This window comes from uncultured Pseudoteredinibacter sp. (assembly GCF_947500695.1).
Taxonomy (GTDB): domain Bacteria; phylum Pseudomonadota; class Gammaproteobacteria; order Pseudomonadales; family Cellvibrionaceae; genus Pseudoteredinibacter.
The window spans coordinates 169,654-186,122 of record NZ_CANMSS010000007.1 but is presented as its reverse complement, the minus strand read 5'-3'; the positions used below and the strand labels follow the sequence as shown (position 1 = coordinate 186,122).

General features: G+C 41.6%; 15 protein-coding genes. 8 read left to right on the top strand and 7 right to left on the bottom strand.

Annotation, left to right across the window (positions count from 1 at the left end):
* Positions 1–9: 9 nt before the first annotated feature.
* The 4 genes from Q1A08_RS13945 to Q1A08_RS13930 form a co-directional block, all read right to left on the bottom strand.
* Complete coding sequence (locus Q1A08_RS13945; RefSeq protein ID WP_299773938.1) at positions 10–552, bottom strand: hypothetical protein; 543 nt, start codon at positions 550–552, stop codon at positions 10–12.
* 1,809 nt (positions 553–2,361) lie between these two features.
* The gene (locus Q1A08_RS13940) at positions 2,362–3,066 is read right to left on the bottom strand and encodes a hypothetical protein (RefSeq protein WP_299773936.1); all 705 of its coding nucleotides are present in this window, start codon (positions 3,064–3,066) and stop codon (positions 2,362–2,364) included.
* 80 nt (positions 3,067–3,146) lie between these two features.
* A complete protein-coding gene (locus tag Q1A08_RS13935) occupies positions 3,147–3,926 on the bottom strand; it encodes a hypothetical protein (protein WP_299773934.1) in 780 nt (259 codons plus the stop codon).
* 12 nt (positions 3,927–3,938) lie between these two features.
* A complete protein-coding gene (locus Q1A08_RS13930; RefSeq protein ID WP_299773932.1) occupies positions 3,939–4,478 on the bottom strand; it encodes a M15 family metallopeptidase in 540 nt (179 codons plus the stop codon).
* A 947-nt stretch (positions 4,479–5,425) separates the two neighbouring features.
* Between Q1A08_RS13930 and Q1A08_RS13925 the strand changes: the two genes are divergently transcribed.
* The 5 genes from Q1A08_RS13925 to Q1A08_RS13905 all read left to right on the top strand — a co-directional run bounded on the left by Q1A08_RS13925 (position 5,426) and on the right by Q1A08_RS13905 (position 12,777).
* Entirely contained in the window at positions 5,426–5,659 is a 234-nt protein-coding gene (locus tag Q1A08_RS13925; RefSeq protein ID WP_299773930.1) for a hypothetical protein, read from the top strand.
* A gap of 101 nt (positions 5,660–5,760) precedes the next feature.
* Entirely contained in the window at positions 5,761–6,813 is a 1,053-nt protein-coding gene (locus tag Q1A08_RS13920) for a hypothetical protein (protein ID WP_299773928.1), read from the top strand.
* 105 nt (positions 6,814–6,918) lie between these two features.
* Positions 6,919–8,133: an HlyD family efflux transporter periplasmic adaptor subunit gene (locus Q1A08_RS13915; protein WP_299773926.1), complete on the top strand. Its 1,215-nt coding sequence runs from the start codon at positions 6,919–6,921 to the stop codon at positions 8,131–8,133.
* Between the two features lie 24 nt (positions 8,134–8,157).
* Positions 8,158–10,263, top strand: coding sequence for a peptidase domain-containing ABC transporter (locus tag Q1A08_RS13910; RefSeq protein ID WP_299773924.1), 2,106 nt, complete (start codon positions 8,158–8,160; stop codon positions 10,261–10,263).
* A 1,473-nt stretch (positions 10,264–11,736) separates the two neighbouring features.
* Positions 11,737–12,777: an IS481 family transposase gene (locus tag Q1A08_RS13905; protein ID WP_299773922.1), complete on the top strand. Its 1,041-nt coding sequence runs from the start codon at positions 11,737–11,739 to the stop codon at positions 12,775–12,777.
* A 78-nt stretch (positions 12,778–12,855) separates the two neighbouring features.
* On the opposite strand, the gene Q1A08_RS21510 is transcribed toward Q1A08_RS13905, so the two are convergent.
* Together Q1A08_RS21510 and Q1A08_RS13900 are read right to left on the bottom strand one after the other, a co-directional pair.
* Positions 12,856–13,035, bottom strand: a complete 180-nt coding sequence (locus Q1A08_RS21510) for a helix-turn-helix domain-containing protein (protein ID WP_363323536.1) — start codon at positions 13,033–13,035, stop codon at positions 12,856–12,858.
* Between the two features lie 77 nt (positions 13,036–13,112).
* Entirely contained in the window at positions 13,113–14,324 is a 1,212-nt protein-coding gene (locus Q1A08_RS13900) for an integrase family protein (RefSeq protein ID WP_299773920.1), read from the bottom strand.
* Between the two features lie 615 nt (positions 14,325–14,939).
* Between Q1A08_RS13900 and Q1A08_RS13895 the strand changes: the two genes are divergently transcribed.
* The gene (locus Q1A08_RS13895; protein ID WP_299773918.1) at positions 14,940–15,374 is read left to right on the top strand and encodes a hypothetical protein; all 435 of its coding nucleotides are present in this window, start codon (positions 14,940–14,942) and stop codon (positions 15,372–15,374) included.
* A 36-nt stretch (positions 15,375–15,410) separates the two neighbouring features.
* Here Q1A08_RS13895 and Q1A08_RS13890 read toward each other — a convergent pair whose 3' ends face one another.
* The gene (locus tag Q1A08_RS13890; protein ID WP_299773916.1) at positions 15,411–15,689 is read right to left on the bottom strand and encodes a glutathione S-transferase N-terminal domain-containing protein; all 279 of its coding nucleotides are present in this window, start codon (positions 15,687–15,689) and stop codon (positions 15,411–15,413) included.
* A gap of 279 nt (positions 15,690–15,968) precedes the next feature.
* Between Q1A08_RS13890 and Q1A08_RS13885 the strand changes: the two genes are divergently transcribed.
* On the top strand, positions 15,969–16,235 hold the full coding sequence (locus Q1A08_RS13885) for a type B 50S ribosomal protein L31 (protein WP_299773914.1): 267 nt from the start codon (positions 15,969–15,971) through the stop codon (positions 16,233–16,235).
* A 20-nt stretch (positions 16,236–16,255) separates the two neighbouring features.
* Positions 16,256–16,399, top strand: a complete 144-nt coding sequence (ykgO, locus tag Q1A08_RS13880; protein WP_299773912.1) for a type B 50S ribosomal protein L36 — start codon at positions 16,256–16,258, stop codon at positions 16,397–16,399.
* The last annotated feature ends 70 nt before the right edge of the window (positions 16,400–16,469 follow it).

Below are 16,469 nucleotides of genomic sequence, written 5' to 3'. Positions count from 1 at the left end.
CTCCTACTCCTATAGGCGCTGCTCAAGCATCTCTGCAGCCAGATTGGCCTCCCTTGGTTGCCCTACTCTAATCGCATCAACCAATGCGAGTAAAGCATACATCTCTGGATCTCTTTTTGACGCATAGATCGCAGATTTGAACAGCGGCTCAATGGCCTGCCCTTTGGAATCCCCATTGGCATCAGGCCACACCATAATGAAGTCTCCAGCACTGATCAGCTTGTCTTCCAGAATTGGTGCCGCAAAGGTGGTTGGTATTCCACGGGTGATTTCACCTGGTTTAGCAGGAAACACATACTTCAGGCCATAGATGATGAAGTCCGACAAGGCTCGCCGGTTGGCCACAGGCACCCCTGATTTCCTGTCCTTCTTGGCCAAACCCACATCAAAACAGCGGTTCAGTGACAGGTTTATCTGGGTCTTGCTGATCCCAGTCTCTTGCTCCAAGCCTCGAGCGGTATATAGGGAGTCATCCCCCTGCTCAGCCTTTTGCGAGACTCTATTCTGCAGAGCTACGAGCTTTAGCAATAGCCCTATGTCATGGCTTTTCATATGTTTCTCCCAAGAAACAGGCTTGTCCCCAGTCCCGGGACTAGGGACAATTATTGCAGAGCAAAGACTTGAAAGCAACTATAGGAACAGTCGGCGGGAAGCACATCGAGCAGATCGATAATAGAATTAGCCGCATTGACCAGCTGATTTTTAGTTTAGTGTTATCTCGTTTGGTTAGTGTTTATGCCAGTCTAGAGCTTAGGGCAATAGAGTGATGAAAATCAGATTTCATCCAAGGGCATGGGACACAACTCCCATTTGGCAATTTGCCATAAACCGTAGCGTGTCTTGTTAGGGCTAAGGTTTAATGAGGGTTTGAATGTCGATGGTTCTCCTTTCTTTTAGTGGTTGCCTTGTTGTCACGGTGGTGACACTCAGCTGGGAAGGCCCTGTTTGGGGCGGTTTTGCTATTGAGGGTGCAATAGCCACACGTGAATGGATTGCTTGGAAGTATCTTAAATTGAGAATGAAATCGTTCCCCTCGTAATCCTTGCGTCACTTCAGGAAAATAGGGTCTAGGCCTTATGGTGATTGGGGTTGCCTACCGCGTCACTACATTATTGTAGTGACGCGGTGAAAGTAGATTTCTTATCAAAGCCGGTGGCTTTATAGATGAAAAATAGATGCTACTGATCTTCTGTCTTGTAGAACTCAAACAACCTTGAAGGATGAAGGCCTAGAGCGTCGGCAAATCGAGAGATGCTTATCAGGCTTACATTACGCTCGCCTCGCTCAACAATACTGACATAGTGCTCGACCGACCCCGGCCGCTAACGCAGAGCATTCTTGGGTAAAGCCTGCTACTTCTCTTAGCTCTACTACGTGTGCCCAAACTCTGGGCACGGGTATGATTTTCTCTCTTTTGACATATGTCTCCCAGTGGGAACATACTCGCCTAATGTGACTTATTAACCAACGACAGCACTCCTGTAGCGTCTATTGACTGCTCGAAAACTTCCCTTATCACCGTAATCGCAATCTGCACTTCTAGCAGCACAAGATCTTCCAAGCCATTTGTAGAATCTTGACACTGAAACTTCTAAGTTTCTGAAAAACTATCTGTCACCAAAAGTACTACAGTTGTCGGCCATAAACCTGAACCGCTGACCTTTTTTCCTTCAGGTCCCGCTTCCATTCTTTAAAAAGACTATTGGCCCTTCATTTCTAGCAAACCCATTCTCAGCACTCAAATCTCGCCACCTTGTAACGACCTGTATTCTTCTGACCAAACTCTATAGCCATGCTTATTTCTCAAGATAGAATACTAGGAAACCTGACCTCTTACCCCCTATTACCACCTGTAAATCGTCATAGAGTGCAGATTGAGAAAATTATGAATATCGATAACTTTAACATTAAACTCTAATATCATCTTTTCAATCTTAATTTCGAATTCGACCGATTATTCAACAACACCTTTGGCAAAAAGCATTCTAGGCCCCCTACCTATTTTGTGTTAGGTGCCTACTCTATGGAAAATACTCCCGCAAGGAGACATCGATGGAAACACTACTTGGTAGTAATTGAACTTTTGAGGAAAAGCTTAATCCAAATATAAACTGACAGGCACCAATTTACGTTGGGTAGCCCTGGGATCAACTCTGATCCCGCAACCATTCTATCCAAACTTTTCCTTGTAGGTCTAACAGAGTAACTGAAAGTGAATTGTTAACTACACTTTATTAGACTCGATCTTTAATATTCCGAGCTTCGCGTCAAGGGCCCTAAAAACAATATACCCGACAAACGAATTGAGTTACGCATCACTCCAATTTAACTATGCATCACTTCTTACTTGAGCTCCAATACTCATGAATTTTTAATTACGTGATGTGTATCCTTCCGCCCATCGGAAACCCACCCTTCGCAAACCTTGCCTTCGTAATCGAACTCAATCTTCGTATACCTATATGAGCGTATACTAGTTTCCCAGCTCGACATATACTTCACCTTTTGATTTTTAGGCAAGTAAACACCAGAGTAGCAATACTCAATGGTGTTACTAAAGAAGGAGCCCAAACCAAATAATCCCGAAAAATAGGGCTTACAAGAAGATACATTTTTTTCGGAATTCAAATATGAATCAGCAGCAATTGAACCCGCTCGACATTGTAGCGTGGAGGATTTGTCCTGCGCCAATGCTTGAGAAACCAAAGGTATACTAATGTGGTTCGCTAGGCCTTTATTAACCTCTTTTTTTTGCTCGCCTTCAGTCTTCCCATCTGAAACAATAGAGTATGGAGTAACTGCATTCAATACTGCGAAAATCGAGAGCCCTAACGTCAAAGAGGCAGCCCTGTCCTTTGGTTGCTTCACCCAACAAAGAAACGCACTAGAAATCAAAACAAGAAGAAGACCTAAGAGCCCTTTACCTATGGAAATATTGGAAAATATGTATAGCTCCAATACAGTACCCAGCTTCAATGTCGTCGCTGCATTCAAGTTACACATCAAGTCTACCAAAACCAGCAGGAATGCTCCCCCTACTGTAGCGATATAATGCTCTTGTTTCATAAATACTCCTGTACATGATCTAATTTAGCCATCAGCTTCCGATAAGGAATACTATAATCGTAGTTAGAAAGGTCTAAAATCTATTGTCTCTTGAACACCCTTTTAACCTTTCCTACCAAGTCTGCCCCTGAAGCTAAAGCTTCTGTAATGCCGCTAACTATTCCGGTAGTCGGCCGCTTAGCAGGCCCCGGATTCAACAAATCTCCGCTTGTACCCATTGCCTTGCTGTATTCACGCAACCCCATGTAAGCAATAATTATAGACGTCGCCCAACCCACACTATTCATGTACATAGTACTCATAGCGGTCGAGGCGCTAGTAAGAGTTTGAACAGACTGCGCTGCAGATTGCGCAGCGCCACCAACTCCCGACCCACCGAAAACGTAGTCAAATGTTTTAAAAATTTCGATTGAATTTTCAAATCTGAACAACCCTTTCAACAACCATCTATTAACTAACTCCTGAGAGAGATCTATCAAGATAAGATACCAAGGAAAAAAAACATAGTGCACCATCATCCTTACAGCCCAAGGCCTCGTAGTTTGCCGAACTAGTGCAATTTCGCTCGCTGCTTCGGCTGTCAATTTGCTTGTTATACTCCCGTCAATCAGTCCTTGCTCTATATTCAGCCGATCACTTTGAGCTTTATATAAATCGATACTTTGCTGCATCTGAGTAGCCCACAATACCTGTTGGCTCTGGCTAAGTTGACCTACTTCTCGCTGCAATTCTTCTGGAGTAGAAGACCTAGAAGGCTTATCAGTAACCGCTTCAAACACCTTTTTACCGGCATCGAACAATTCTGTGAACTGAGAAATCGCAGAGAAGATTGTGGGGAGCATTGCTAGTATGTTAAGCATAACCCTATTTCCTTAAGTTTTTAATAAACCAATGTCTGTCAAAGACTGGCGAGATTCATCAGGGGAGAGTTCGCTAAGGGGATTATTACCTAATCGAAGTTGCGCGTGCGGATATTCGCGAAAGTTAGTCCAATCCCCTGCCCAAAACATACCTGATTGACGAACACACTCCCCGTATGCCTCCCACTGCTCTTTGGCATCGAAATAATTCCATGCTGGCTTCCCGCCTATTAGCGGCACAGCATCCCAGGCTTCCGCATAGTTATGCCAGGATTCACCTGGAGCTGCATTAGTTACGTGTGGGCCACTACAAGGCCCAACCTCTTCGAGAACCTGGGCCAGGTAGCCATGCCCACTATCACGTAAATCAAGTATCTTGCTTCTGATCGTCGCCCAAGATCGAGACTGACGGTAAAGCCTAGCCTGCTCCTCTAACGAGCGAAGCGTGCAATAGATTAGCAAGTCTATACCTACTTCACTCATGACCCTTTGTACCAATTTAGCTTTATCTAGCACATCTTTTGAAAGATCTTCTACATCTCTTGATGCCATCCCCTCAACTCCTTATCAAGAAAATCCTATATCTTGGAAATTAACTGTGCACAAAGATGATTTACACGCACCCGGATAATTGCGAATGGAGACATCGTAATGAACTAAAAATTCTCAACGACATAACTAGCCAGCAAGCATGTACAGAAACACGCCTAACAGCGTATAGAGGCAATAAATGCAACAAATTTCAAAAGTAGTAATATTTAGATATTTTCATGGCTCTCTGATTCCTTCCAGAATAAATTTGTGAACGGTGGCGCACTTTGGAGTACACCTGATTTATCATAATCGCAAAAAGACGAGCTAAACGACAAAACACCTCCGTTGCCTAGGCTAGGCTAGGCACGGCAAATGACTGCACAAAGAATATATACAAACCAATGAGACAATGTAAAGGAAAACCCTTCATGAATTAAATCTTACCGCAGGGACGCCAACACTACGCATTTCCCCTCACTCCTTTCAAAGATACAAACATTTAACAAAATACTCTTAGTTAAACTCGAATAAATATGGGTGTGAACACAATCACTCCTATTGAATCTCCTTACGAAATCTCCAGTTGAGAGAGATCCCCCCCTTACTACTTAAAAAATCTTCTTCCTTCTATTTTAAACCAAGCACTACTAAAAATAGCCAAGGTATCGTCTTAAAAAGTCTCACACACTCTTAGTATCAACTTTTTAAAAAACGACGCACTAAGAAAGTGAACTCAACAATCCAAAACCTCTAACTAGATTTTTCTGCATAAATTTAATTCAGACCTAAGCAAATTAAATTTTTTAAATTAGAACCATCGTTGGAATAAATTCATGAAAATTCAAAAAAATGTCGCGCGCATCATCATTGAGAATAATTCTTATTGAAAGAATTTGTTGTTTGATGCAGCATTTACTTGGCCATAAGTAATTGGCCAGTCATTTTTTAAAAAAGGAACTTAAAGTATGAATACTCTAGAAGCTAAGAAACCTCTTGTTTTGGATATGCATGATAAACACAGCGAAGAATTACGAGAGCTTCTTCCAGAAGAGATATCCTTCCCAAGTGGTGGTGGAACCTGCGGTACAACTATAGTTTACAGCGATGGAACCGTTGAAACACAATCTGGAGACGAAGATGGTGAAGGCGACGATACCACAATAGGTGGAGGCGGCCTTCCTTTTAATGGCGGAATTTAAAACTTTGTTCGGCGGCCTCCGCCGAACTTCTATTTAACTATATGAGAACCTAAGAAATAGATAAATTTTATTTACCACATTAACTTGGATGGAAAGTAGTTGTGAAATTTGAAGGAATAATTGTATTTGGATCTGATAGGGACCATCATATCAACAAAGTAGTTGAGAATATTGTCCCACTGGGTATCAATGTGGTCGTTGTCGATCCTTTCGAAGCGAAAGGGAATTACTCGTTAGAAATCGACACTAATGGAAAAGTAAAGTTTTCACTTGACGGCATGGAGGTAGGTGAGAACTTTATTATTTGGACCCGTCTAAAAGTAGTTCCCGAAACTCCATTATGCTATGAGGTCGAGGAAAGAGCACTAAATGTTTGCCACCAAGAGTGGATAGCTTTTTACACTACCATTTCAGCTATTTTTCCAAACAGAACCCTTAACGATCGCAATGCTGTTTACATGTCCAGACACAAAGGCTACCAACAATGTATTGCAGCTTCGTGCGGTCTTAAATCCCCTGCATCTCTGCTAACGACAAGTAAGTTCAGCATATTGGATATGCTTGATAGACACGGGAAAACCATAGTAAAAAGCAATGCAAGCGGTTATGGCATCCCTCCCTCTCCTGAATCCGACGATAAAACTTCTCGCATATCCAATGGGCGACACATGTCTACAATGCGATTAGATAGAGAGACTGTCGCTAACACCGATGACAAAGCAATAAATTCATGTCCAATTTTTGTACAAGAAGAAATTCGCAAAGACTATGAATTGCGAATCACCATAGTCGGAAGCGAAATATTTGCGCACAAAATTGACTCCCAAAAAGAAGAGTACACAAAGCTTGACTGGCGTCTAGGGTCATTCCACCTTGAAATTGAGCCTGTCGACCTACCTAGGGAAGTCAGAGAGAATTTATTTAAGTACATGAGAAAAAGTGGAATGTTTAGTGGGGCAATCGACATGATTGTCGACGAAAGTGGCGCATACTGGTTTCTTGAATGCAATCCGGAAGGCCAGTGGGCGTGGCTTGATATAGAGAGGGAATGGGTTATTGCTAAAGCATTTTCTAGACAGTTGATTTCTAGATACCAAGAGACACAACCTATTGTTAGGGCCAACTTTTTAAAGTCTGTTTCTTACAGCTCTTAAGCCATTATTGCAAGCATAGAGCCTTATAGTGATACATGCCTAATATGCAAATGGCCTATAGACCAATTGCCCAAGTAAAAATAATCGGTTTACTAATTATACTCTATGCCTTCAATATTCCGCACCAAAGCAATCAACAGCCAAAAACCGAAGTTTGAAGGCGAAATCCTATTCGATAGCCCGTCTACCAAACTAGCGTTCAATACAGTGCTATTGGTGTTTTGCTTGCTTTTAACCTTGTCACTATTCTTGGATTTTACTGTAAAAGTAATTGCCGAAGGTGAAGTTACCTATAACGTCCCACTAGTACATATTTATCGCCCTGAAAAGGGCTACATATCAAAATACAAAATTCAAGAAGGTACAAGAGTATCTGAAAAAGATGTTCTATTTACCATTGACCAGCAAAGAGAAATAATTACGGGCTCTAATCAGCTCATTTCTCCTATATCCTACATAGAGAAGGAGATAGAAATTAGTCATAACACTTTGGAGGTTATTGAGTCGAAACTGAAAACGCTAAAACGTAGGACTACAAGTCTTAGAGAAGAAAGGAAAAACAAATTAAGCGACCTGAAATTTGAACTTGATCAAGAACGAAAATCATTAGATATAGACATACGGAGGTTGGCGTCATATAAAGGAGAATCAGGCATGAGTGTCGTGACAAGCATTGAAAGAGAACGGCTGTACAAAAACTCACTAAAATCAAAGGTTAGGATTAGCAATATAGAGAATGAAATTAAGACAACAATGCTCGATATTACAGAAAGGGAATTAAACACTGAAATACAAATTATAGATTCAAAAAAGCAAAAGAATGATTTAGAGAAAGAAATTGTAAGCCTGGAACGTGACCTCTTACTTCAAAAAAGAAACTATTCATATGAAGTACTATCCCCTTTATCTGGTGAAGTAATTTTGGTGCATGCCAGGAATTCAAGTTATCAACCTGAAAGGGAGCCAGTAATAACGATAGCTCCTGACAAAGCCGAATTGGTTTGCGTCTTGCAAGTACCCGCAGACAACGCCCATCAAGTCTCAAAAGGGATGGATGTCTCCATAAAATTTCATGGCATATCACATCAAAAGTACGGGGTGCTAAATGGCAAAGTAGCTGAAATTTCGAAAGGATCCATACGAACAAGTAGCAAAGATGGAGGGAAACTTTCGATGTACAGTGTTCTAGTTCACTTACCAAACAATGAACAAACATCTCAGTATAGAGGTAAGATGTTGGAAGGTATGAAATTATCAGGTGTCATAACTGTAGAAAACAATAAGGTATTCGCTTTTCTTCAAAATTTTTTATCAATATAGCAGACAACTAAGAAAAATATAAAAATGAAGCTATTAGCATTTCCATATAAAAAGTCACCCAAAGTAATATACCAATCAGAATCAGCAGAGTGCGGGCTTGCCTGTATAGCCATGATTATGGACAGGCATGGTAACGAATCTGGATTACTTAACCTTAGAAAAAAGTATAAACTTTCATCCAGCGGCGCCAGCATAAGGGACTTAATTTCCATTGCTAGTTCCGAGGGCTTTACATGTAGAGCTTTAAAACTCTCCTTAGCAAAGGTACGAGATTTAAAACTACCATGCATCATCCATTGGAACTTCAATCATTTTGTAGTATTGGAAAGTGTAAATAAAAACACTGTACAAATTACAGATCCGTCAGAAGGGAAACGAGAAGTAAGTCTACATGAGTTGAGCGACAGCTTTACAGGAGTAGCACTGGAATTAGTACCCTCAGATGACTTCACCACCTCTGAAAGCGTTAATGAACAATTGAAAATCAAAGATTTATTTTCAAACGCTTCAGGCCTGTATTCCAATATAGCGAGAATTGCAACTCTCTCACTAATCGTGCAGATTTTTCTTCTTGCATCCCCCCTTTACCTTAGGTATGTGGTCGATGATGCCTTGGCGGCCAACGATGAAAATCTCTTATTGATACTAACGCTGTCATTTTCCGTCATAGCACTAGCTGAGGTATTAGCAAGGTTTGTAAGATCAATTACAATCATAGATTTTTCAGCGCAATCATCATATTACATTATGGAGAGGCTGTTTAGGCATATTTTAAGGCTGCCAGCCGACTTTTTTTCTTCTAGAAATTATGGCGACATTCAAACCAGAATCAATTCAATTGTTCCCGTACAAAGCTTCATTGCACACAGTCTTCCCAATCTTCTGATAGATATATTTGTTTTATGCAGCACTTTTATAGTCATGCTTGTTTTCTCACCAATCCTATCACTTGCAGTATTTTCATTTTCAGTTGTACAGTCTTTTATTTCTGTTCGTCTTGCCAAAAAAGCTCAATATGTTGAAAATCTAGAGATAAGAAATCAAGCAAAACTGCAGACGAACACGTTAGAAACATTACAGTCCATCAATATTATCAAAAATTATTCTAAAGAGGACGTCAGGCTCTCGTGGTGGAGCTCAATACTTTCTACTGCTGTCAATAAGTCTTCAGAAAAGAACTACTTATTATCAATCAACGAGAACTCTTTATTAATCCTTAACAGCCTTCAAACGATGGCGGTAGTATACTTGGGCGCTGAGCTTGTTATATCGGGGGAATTTACCCTGGGACTGTTACTTGCTTACTTAGCTTACCGAACGATCTTTTCTAATCGCTTAAACTCCTTTCTTAGTGGGTGTTTTTCATATAGGCTGCTAGATACACATTTAAGTCGACTCCACGATATAACTAGCGCTAAACGTGAGGTAGTAGATTCAGGAACAGCCTGCAAAGCAGAGCTACCGAAAGAGGGTTTTGACATTGAGCTCGTCAATGTTGGTTACCAATACGCATATGGCCAACCTAACGTTTTAGAAAACGTTAATCTAAAAATAAATTTTGGTGAGACTATTGCCTTTGTTGGACAATCAGGTTCAGGTAAGACTACCATTTTGAAAATACTTTGCGGATTAATACGCCCTACAGAAGGCAAGGTTCTTTTGAATGGTATTGACTCCGAAGCTTTTGGTTTGAGCAATTTTAGAAGAGGAATTGGTGCAGTATTTCAAGATGACCGTCTTTTTTCAGGGTCTATATCTGAAAACATATCATTCTTCGACGAAAACCCAGACGAAAAGGATATAGAACGCGCAGCTAGGCTAGCGGCAATTCATGACGATATTACAAAAAAAACAATGGGGTACAACACCATTGTAGGAGGACTAGGCTCCAACCTTTCAGCGGGACAACAGCAGCGTATATATTTAGCAAGAGCGCTATACAACAAACCATCTTTCCTTTTTCTAGACGAAAGCACCTCTAATTTAGACAGTGCTAACGAAGAGATAATTGTCAATTCGCTCAAAACACTAGGCATTACTAGGGTTATAGCAGCACATAGAGAAAGTCAGGTCAATACAGCCGATAGAATTTTTGAGGTAAAGTCTGGTGAGGTCAACGAGATACGATGAAATTTAGGTTCTTTTCGATCTTAACGCTTGTCTTTTTGTCATACCTATCTTTGTCATGTGTTCATAAAACAGTCTCAATACATTCAAACACCCCTATAGAAAGAAAAGTGCTATCCGCACTGCGTTCATCAGGCCACAAAATAATTTTTCAGCCAGCATACCACGAGGACCTCCCTTCAAGTCATGTGGTCATTCTACCAAGGTGCTGCCTAACCAAATCATCACAACATGATACCGTTCAGACTCTAAAAAAAGCACTACCCAATATGGTTGTATTTCAATCTGAGTTCCAAAACTATTCATTTGACAACAACATAGTAGGCATACTTTTTTCTGCTTCGCAGAAAACGGAATCGAGCAGTGACCCTCACAACATTGAGATATCAAAAGGTTTTTCAAGCCAAGGGTGCGAATCGAACTTCACGATTGATCTCTATTCAGACGGTCACTTCATCCTTGATGACCTTTCGAAAGAACTTGACAATAATTCGGCAGTAAATGGAGACTGGGCTTTACTCAACAGGAATACAATTGAATTATATTTCGACAAAGAAAGATATTCATTTTATTATACAACCAAGCCATTACCTCCAGGCGCCAGGTTTAAATACTACTCCTTACTAACCCCACTGATAGGGAACAAAGTAAAATGGTCGTGCGATTATTATTCGGAATTCAATTAGTATTATTTTCATTGAACACGACGGCATTCACATGTTTGGACTCAGCTGTAAGTGCTGCATATTCTTCAGAACAGCCTTACTTGCTTGGCAATTGCCCAGCAAGTAAGGACGTCAGGGAAATAATGTCTCGGTATGTGGAAACGATTAGGGGCAAGTATACTCTCACACAGATTGGGCACCTAAAATCTTGCAAGGCAGCTCAGCTTGACTGGATCCAGAAATCGAGAGCAGACTCACAGAAGTGGCTTAAGGATCATATTGAATTTCAATCTTCAGGATATAGACATGACCAGTTCATATTGAATGTAGGCTTGGATGCCATGTTGAGCGGACTAGTAGTAGAAAACGAAATAATGAAGAAAGAGAAAGAGTTAAAATGTACAAGTTTAGGGTTGATTTTATACGCCATTAGGTCGTCCAACATTAGTTATGTTCTATCCAATGACCTAACAAGATTCGATCGATTAAGCAATGAGCCAAAATCGCTGCGATGGGCTGTATGGCTTACAGCTTTGCACTCGGACTTCGATCTCCCATTTAGAAAAAAAATGATGCCAGTTTATGAACAACTTTCTGGAAAGAACTTATTTTCCGAAAAGCTATACAAGGTTTTGGCCAATAGATGATTTAGTTAGTTGTTCGGTCTACTATGAATAGGTGACCGACATCCATCTTCGACTAATAGTCTGTAGAAGTTCAGACCAGATCTGACACATCATCTTGATAAAGAGAGAGTTACCCGTTTTGATAAAGGTGTCGAAGCTTTAATCAAAACAAAGAGGTAACTCTCATGATCCATACTAACAACCCCATCATTAAACACAAAGCCGGTTTGCTGAATTTAGCGGAAGAGCTGGGTAACGTATCCAAAGCCTGTAAGGTAATGGGTGTATCCAGAGATACATTTTATCGCTACCAAGAGCTTGTTGAAGACGGCGGTATCGATAATCTGATTAACAAGAGCCGTAGAGCACCCAACCCCAAGAATAGAGTTGATGAGGCGACGGAGCAGGCTGTGGTGTCCTATGCCATAGAACAGCCAGCCCACGGCCAACACCGTACCAGCAATGAATTGCGTAAGGCCGGTGTTTTTGTCTCAGGCAGTGGTGTTCGCTCGATCTGGGTGCGCCATAACCTGGAGAACTTCAAAAAACGCCTAAAAGCCCTGGAAGAGAAAGTCGCCAATGAAGGCATTATCCTCAGTGATGCTCAGGTCGCAGCGCTTGAGAAAAAGAAACATGATGACGAGGCCTGCGGTGAAATTGAGACCGCGCACCCCGGCTATCTGGGTTCTCAGGATACTTTCTATGTAGGTAATCTCAAGGGTGTCGGTCGTATTTACCAGCAAACCTTTGTCGATACGTACAGTAAGGTTGCGTTCTGTAAGCTCTATACAACCAAGACGCCGATCACAGCGGCAGACGCTCTGAACGACAAGGTTTTGCCGTTCTTCGAACAGCAAGAACTACCAATGCTTCGGATTCTAACGGATCGCGGGACTGAGTATTGTGGGCGTGTAGATCAGCATGACTACCAGCTCTATCTTGCGATTAATGACATCGATCACACCAAGACAAAGGCTATGTCGCCACAAACGAACGGCATCTGCGAGCGTTTCCACAAAACCATCCTCAATGAGTTTTACCAGATTACTTTCCGCAAGAAGCTCTATGCATCGCTGGAAGAATTGCAAAAAGATCTGGACGATTGGATGGAATACTATAACAATGAACGAACTCATCAAGGCAAGATGTGCTGCGGCAGAACGCCAATGGAAACTTTACTTGATGGGAAATCGATTTGGGCTGGAAAGAATTTAGCTCAGATCTAAACTGACAGACGCCGGTTTAAAATGGGTAACTGTCAGATCAAGTCTGAGCTACTACAAATAGTCGTATAACTTTAACCGCTATATACAACGCCTCAATTTTATCCAACTTTCAAATTCGTCCTCAGGAAAAAGCCGTCTTCTACCAACTTTAATTGAGGGTGGCATAGGATCCCCTTTAGATATTCTGTTTCTGATCGTTCCTGCCGTAACATGCAATTTCTTGCTAACTTGCTCAACTGTAAGGTAATTAGTAGCCATATATCCTCCACTTTCCCAAGATAGATTAACCTAAATCTTAGATTTCTCGACTAGTTACTTACCAGTGTACTTAGAAGTTAAACTATCGGACTAAAGCCGCATTCGGCTTTGATCCTTTTGACTATAAAGCGCTGTATTCTTTTGGAAGAATCCCGAAGTGTCTCCGCAGTAAGAACGACATATCCAGCCGTGACATCATCCCTGCCTGTTGAATGATTCATTAGCCGTTTAAGCTTGTAGCTTCCCACATCTAAGCTTTCAGCTGTTGTAGCGAATGTTCTTCTAAGATCATGAAAGTCACAGCTTGTACATGATAGCTTCTTAACTTTTGCCACAACCTTCTTCGGCTCTTGTATTCTTCCGTATTCATTTTTCGCTGCAAATACATACTCTGAACTTCGATCCTGTTGTTTTAAAACTCGATTAACATATTTGGTTATCGGAAGCTCTAACGGCGTCCCATTCTTGGTTTCATGGATAGTAATTATTTTCGACGCCAAATCCACATCACTCCACTTCAGCCTAAATATTTCCCCTCTTCGCAAGCCTGTTAGAAGTGCGAAAAACATTGCATTACAGATTGATTTCCCTGTAAGGGTTTCAGAATTTCTTATCTTTTTCATCGCCAAGTAGAATTTTGAAAACTCACTTGGTCTAAGGTGTGTCTGTCTACGACGGACATTATTCCACTGCTTTCGATGGGACAGGATGCCCACGGGATTCTCAGGAAAGATTGGACTGCCATCTTGGTAGCAATATTCATATTTGGCAAAATTAAACAAGGCTCGAAGAACACGCATCGTAAGATCCGCCTGAGCTTTTGACTTAATGCTAGAGTGAATCATGACCACCTCTTGCCTACCAATTTCTTTTAGTGGTCTTTTCATGTGTTTCTTCAAGTGGTTTCTCATCACACCGTCATATCCGTTCAAGGTAGTTGCCTTTAAAGGCTTCTGGTCCTTGTACGCTTGATACACACTGTCTAGAGTCAATTGAGACATCTCTTTGACACGCCTTTCTTCGTTGAAGTTAATACCAATGCTCAAATCAGATAGGTGCTTCAAGGCTATACTACGGGCCCTTGCCGGAGATACATTAGGGTACTTTCCAATTGTAATTCGAACTGGCCTTCCATTGGACACACGCTTAAATACGGAGAAGCTCCTAACGCCACTCATTGAAACACGAAGTCTTAGCTCTGGAATTTTTAGATCTCTATACTCAACCCTACCCTTGAGAAGAGGCAGAGCTTCTATCGCTTGTTTAGTGAAAGTGAACTGCCGCTCCATGTGTGCTCCGGGGTTACAGCGGGGTTACAAAGTAAAATGACTGTACATTACCTAAAGCAACAAGGGACTATATAAAGTTCTTTTAAAGCAATAAGTTAATTAAACAGTCTGATTTAGCGATCACCCGGATTATATGTTCAGATATTACTCATAATCGATAGGTCCGCGGTTCAAGTCCGCGAGGGCCCACCATCCTTCCCTAAAACTTAAGCAAACGTGCTAAAGCACTCGACTCGCCTTCCATAAACCCCTGATAGGTCCGCGGTTCAAGTCCGCGAGGGCCCACCATTCTCCTCTTAAATTCAAATAAACGTGCGAACGCACTCGTCTCGCTCTTCATAAACCCAAGATAGCTCCGCAGTTCAAGTCCGCGAGGGCATTTATGCCCATGGGTGCACTATCCTCCCTCAAACTTCAACAAACGTGCTAAAACACTCGTCTCGCTCTTCATAAACCCAAGATAGCTCCGCAGTTCAAGTCCGCGAGGGCCTTTATGCCCTGCGGAAAACAGGGGTCAGAACCCTTGGGTTCTGACCCCGATTCGGAGCCAATAAAACTTCAGCATTTACAGGGCTTTCCGAATAGAATAGCTCTAAAAAATAAACTGGAATCACAATGGAAGACCTCGCACTAAAAATACTCTTGGCTCTCAATGCCCTCTGGTTTTTCGGTGGGTTTCACACCTTTGATATTCGAGGGCGAATCTTCGCCAAAATAGTCGTACCCAAAGAGCATAGAGACACCCCCGTAATGGAAACACTGATCATGTCGGGGAAGTTTGTCGGAGGATTTAATTTAGCCTTTATGGCTCTTAATCTACTACTGATATTCAATACGGAATTGTTTGATAGGGCAGCGCAATGGTCAGTTTTACTATGCACCATGTCGATAGCTCACGGGACTCAGTTCGCACACAATGTGCCTGTAGTTATTCAAAATCGACGCGGAGAAGGTGTTTGGCAGGTAAAAGGCTTGATGCTTTTTATTTTCCTTACTGACTTCACCCTAATGATATTGAACGCCGCCATGGCTTTGTATTATCTAATTTAAGACTCTAGCTGTGTCATCGATCCAATAGCCTTTTTATTAAAGGCTATTGGCTTTTCGATCCTTGAAGTAGCGAATAATATCATTGGATTCATACAGCCATTTTGTCGGCTCGCCTTTACGCTCAATACGCAAACAAGGTACTTGCCCTTTACCACCACCACGAGTCAACTCTTGCTTTACCTTGCCAGATAAACCAACGTCCTTCATCGCTACTTTCATGTCCAAGTTTTTAAGGGCTTTTCTGGTTTTAACGCAAAACGGGCAAAGCAAACTTTGGTACAGCGTTAAGCCTTCTATTTTTGTAGATCTAGCCATCAAGTTGATCTCCATAATTTAAAACGCTGACATTTTTGGCAAGTTTCATCTATAAATCATCACAAATTGTTCAAGACCACTAACAATATAGCCATATCCTTAGCAGCCTTAATTATAGGGATAACTTAAGTCAGATACCTCTAGAGCCCAGGAGATAATCAATAGTAAATAAAAGACGAGGCGCCACCGCGATCACAATCTCTTGATGGGAATGATTTGCATTAACATGTCATTTGGGATATGTTATATCATACTATTGATATCCACGGTTTGATCCTCATGAAAAAGCACATACACCCCCAATACGATTACGTCATTTTTCGCGATACAAGTTGCGGACAGGATTTCAAGATTCGCTCAACGTGTACATCTAGCCAAACCATTGAGTGGGAAGACGGAAAGACTTACCCATTGATACACCTAGATATCTCTAGCGCATCCCACCCCGTGTATACCGGAGAACAACGCCAAGCCAAAGCTGAGGGGCGTATCGCTCAATTCAATAGCCGCTTTAAAAAGCGTAGCTTGAAATCTAAACAAGAGTAGAAAGCAACAAGGTAAGTGCAATGCAAGTATTGAGCTCATTGAAATCGGCCAAGCTACGCCATAAAGACTGCCAGGTCGTTCGGCGCAGAGGCCGTCTTTATGTTATCTGCAAGTCCAACCCTCGCTTCAAGGCCCACCAGAGAACAGTAAAGAACAAACACTAACTTTCCTCACCCGGGTCTGTTCTCTAGGCCCTTTTTAATGCTTAGTGAGTTTTTATCCCTGCATGAATAG

Coding starts and splice junctions, on each gene's coding strand:
- Q1A08_RS13945 (WP_299773938.1), bottom strand. CDS start 552: ATGAAAAGCCATGACATAGGGCTATTGCTAAAGCTCGTAGCTCTGCAG.
- Q1A08_RS13930 (WP_299773932.1), bottom strand. CDS start 4,478: ATGGCATCAAGAGATGTAGAAGATCTTTCAAAAGATGTGCTAGATAAA.
- Q1A08_RS13900 (WP_299773920.1), bottom strand. CDS start 14,324: ATGGAGCGGCAGTTCACTTTCACTAAACAAGCGATAGAAGCTCTGCCT.
- ykgO (WP_299773912.1), top strand. CDS start 16,256: ATGCAAGTATTGAGCTCATTGAAATCGGCCAAGCTACGCCATAAAGAC.
- Q1A08_RS13895 (WP_299773918.1), top strand. CDS start 14,940: ATGGAAGACCTCGCACTAAAAATACTCTTGGCTCTCAATGCCCTCTGG.
- Q1A08_RS13905 (WP_299773922.1), top strand. CDS start 11,737: ATGATCCATACTAACAACCCCATCATTAAACACAAAGCCGGTTTGCTG.
- Q1A08_RS13940 (WP_299773936.1), bottom strand. CDS start 3,066: ATGAAACAAGAGCATTATATCGCTACAGTAGGGGGAGCATTCCTGCTG.
- Q1A08_RS13890 (WP_299773916.1), bottom strand. CDS start 15,689: ATGGCTAGATCTACAAAAATAGAAGGCTTAACGCTGTACCAAAGTTTG.
- Q1A08_RS21510 (WP_363323536.1), bottom strand. CDS start 13,035: ATGGCTACTAATTACCTTACAGTTGAGCAAGTTAGCAAGAAATTGCAT.
- Q1A08_RS13925 (WP_299773930.1), top strand. CDS start 5,426: ATGAATACTCTAGAAGCTAAGAAACCTCTTGTTTTGGATATGCATGAT.
- Q1A08_RS13910 (WP_299773924.1), top strand. CDS start 8,158: ATGAAGCTATTAGCATTTCCATATAAAAAGTCACCCAAAGTAATATAC.
- Q1A08_RS13935 (WP_299773934.1), bottom strand. CDS start 3,926: ATGCTTAACATACTAGCAATGCTCCCCACAATCTTCTCTGCGATTTCT.
- Q1A08_RS13915 (WP_299773926.1), top strand. CDS start 6,919: ATGCCTTCAATATTCCGCACCAAAGCAATCAACAGCCAAAAACCGAAG.
- Q1A08_RS13885 (WP_299773914.1), top strand. CDS start 15,969: ATGAAAAAGCACATACACCCCCAATACGATTACGTCATTTTTCGCGAT.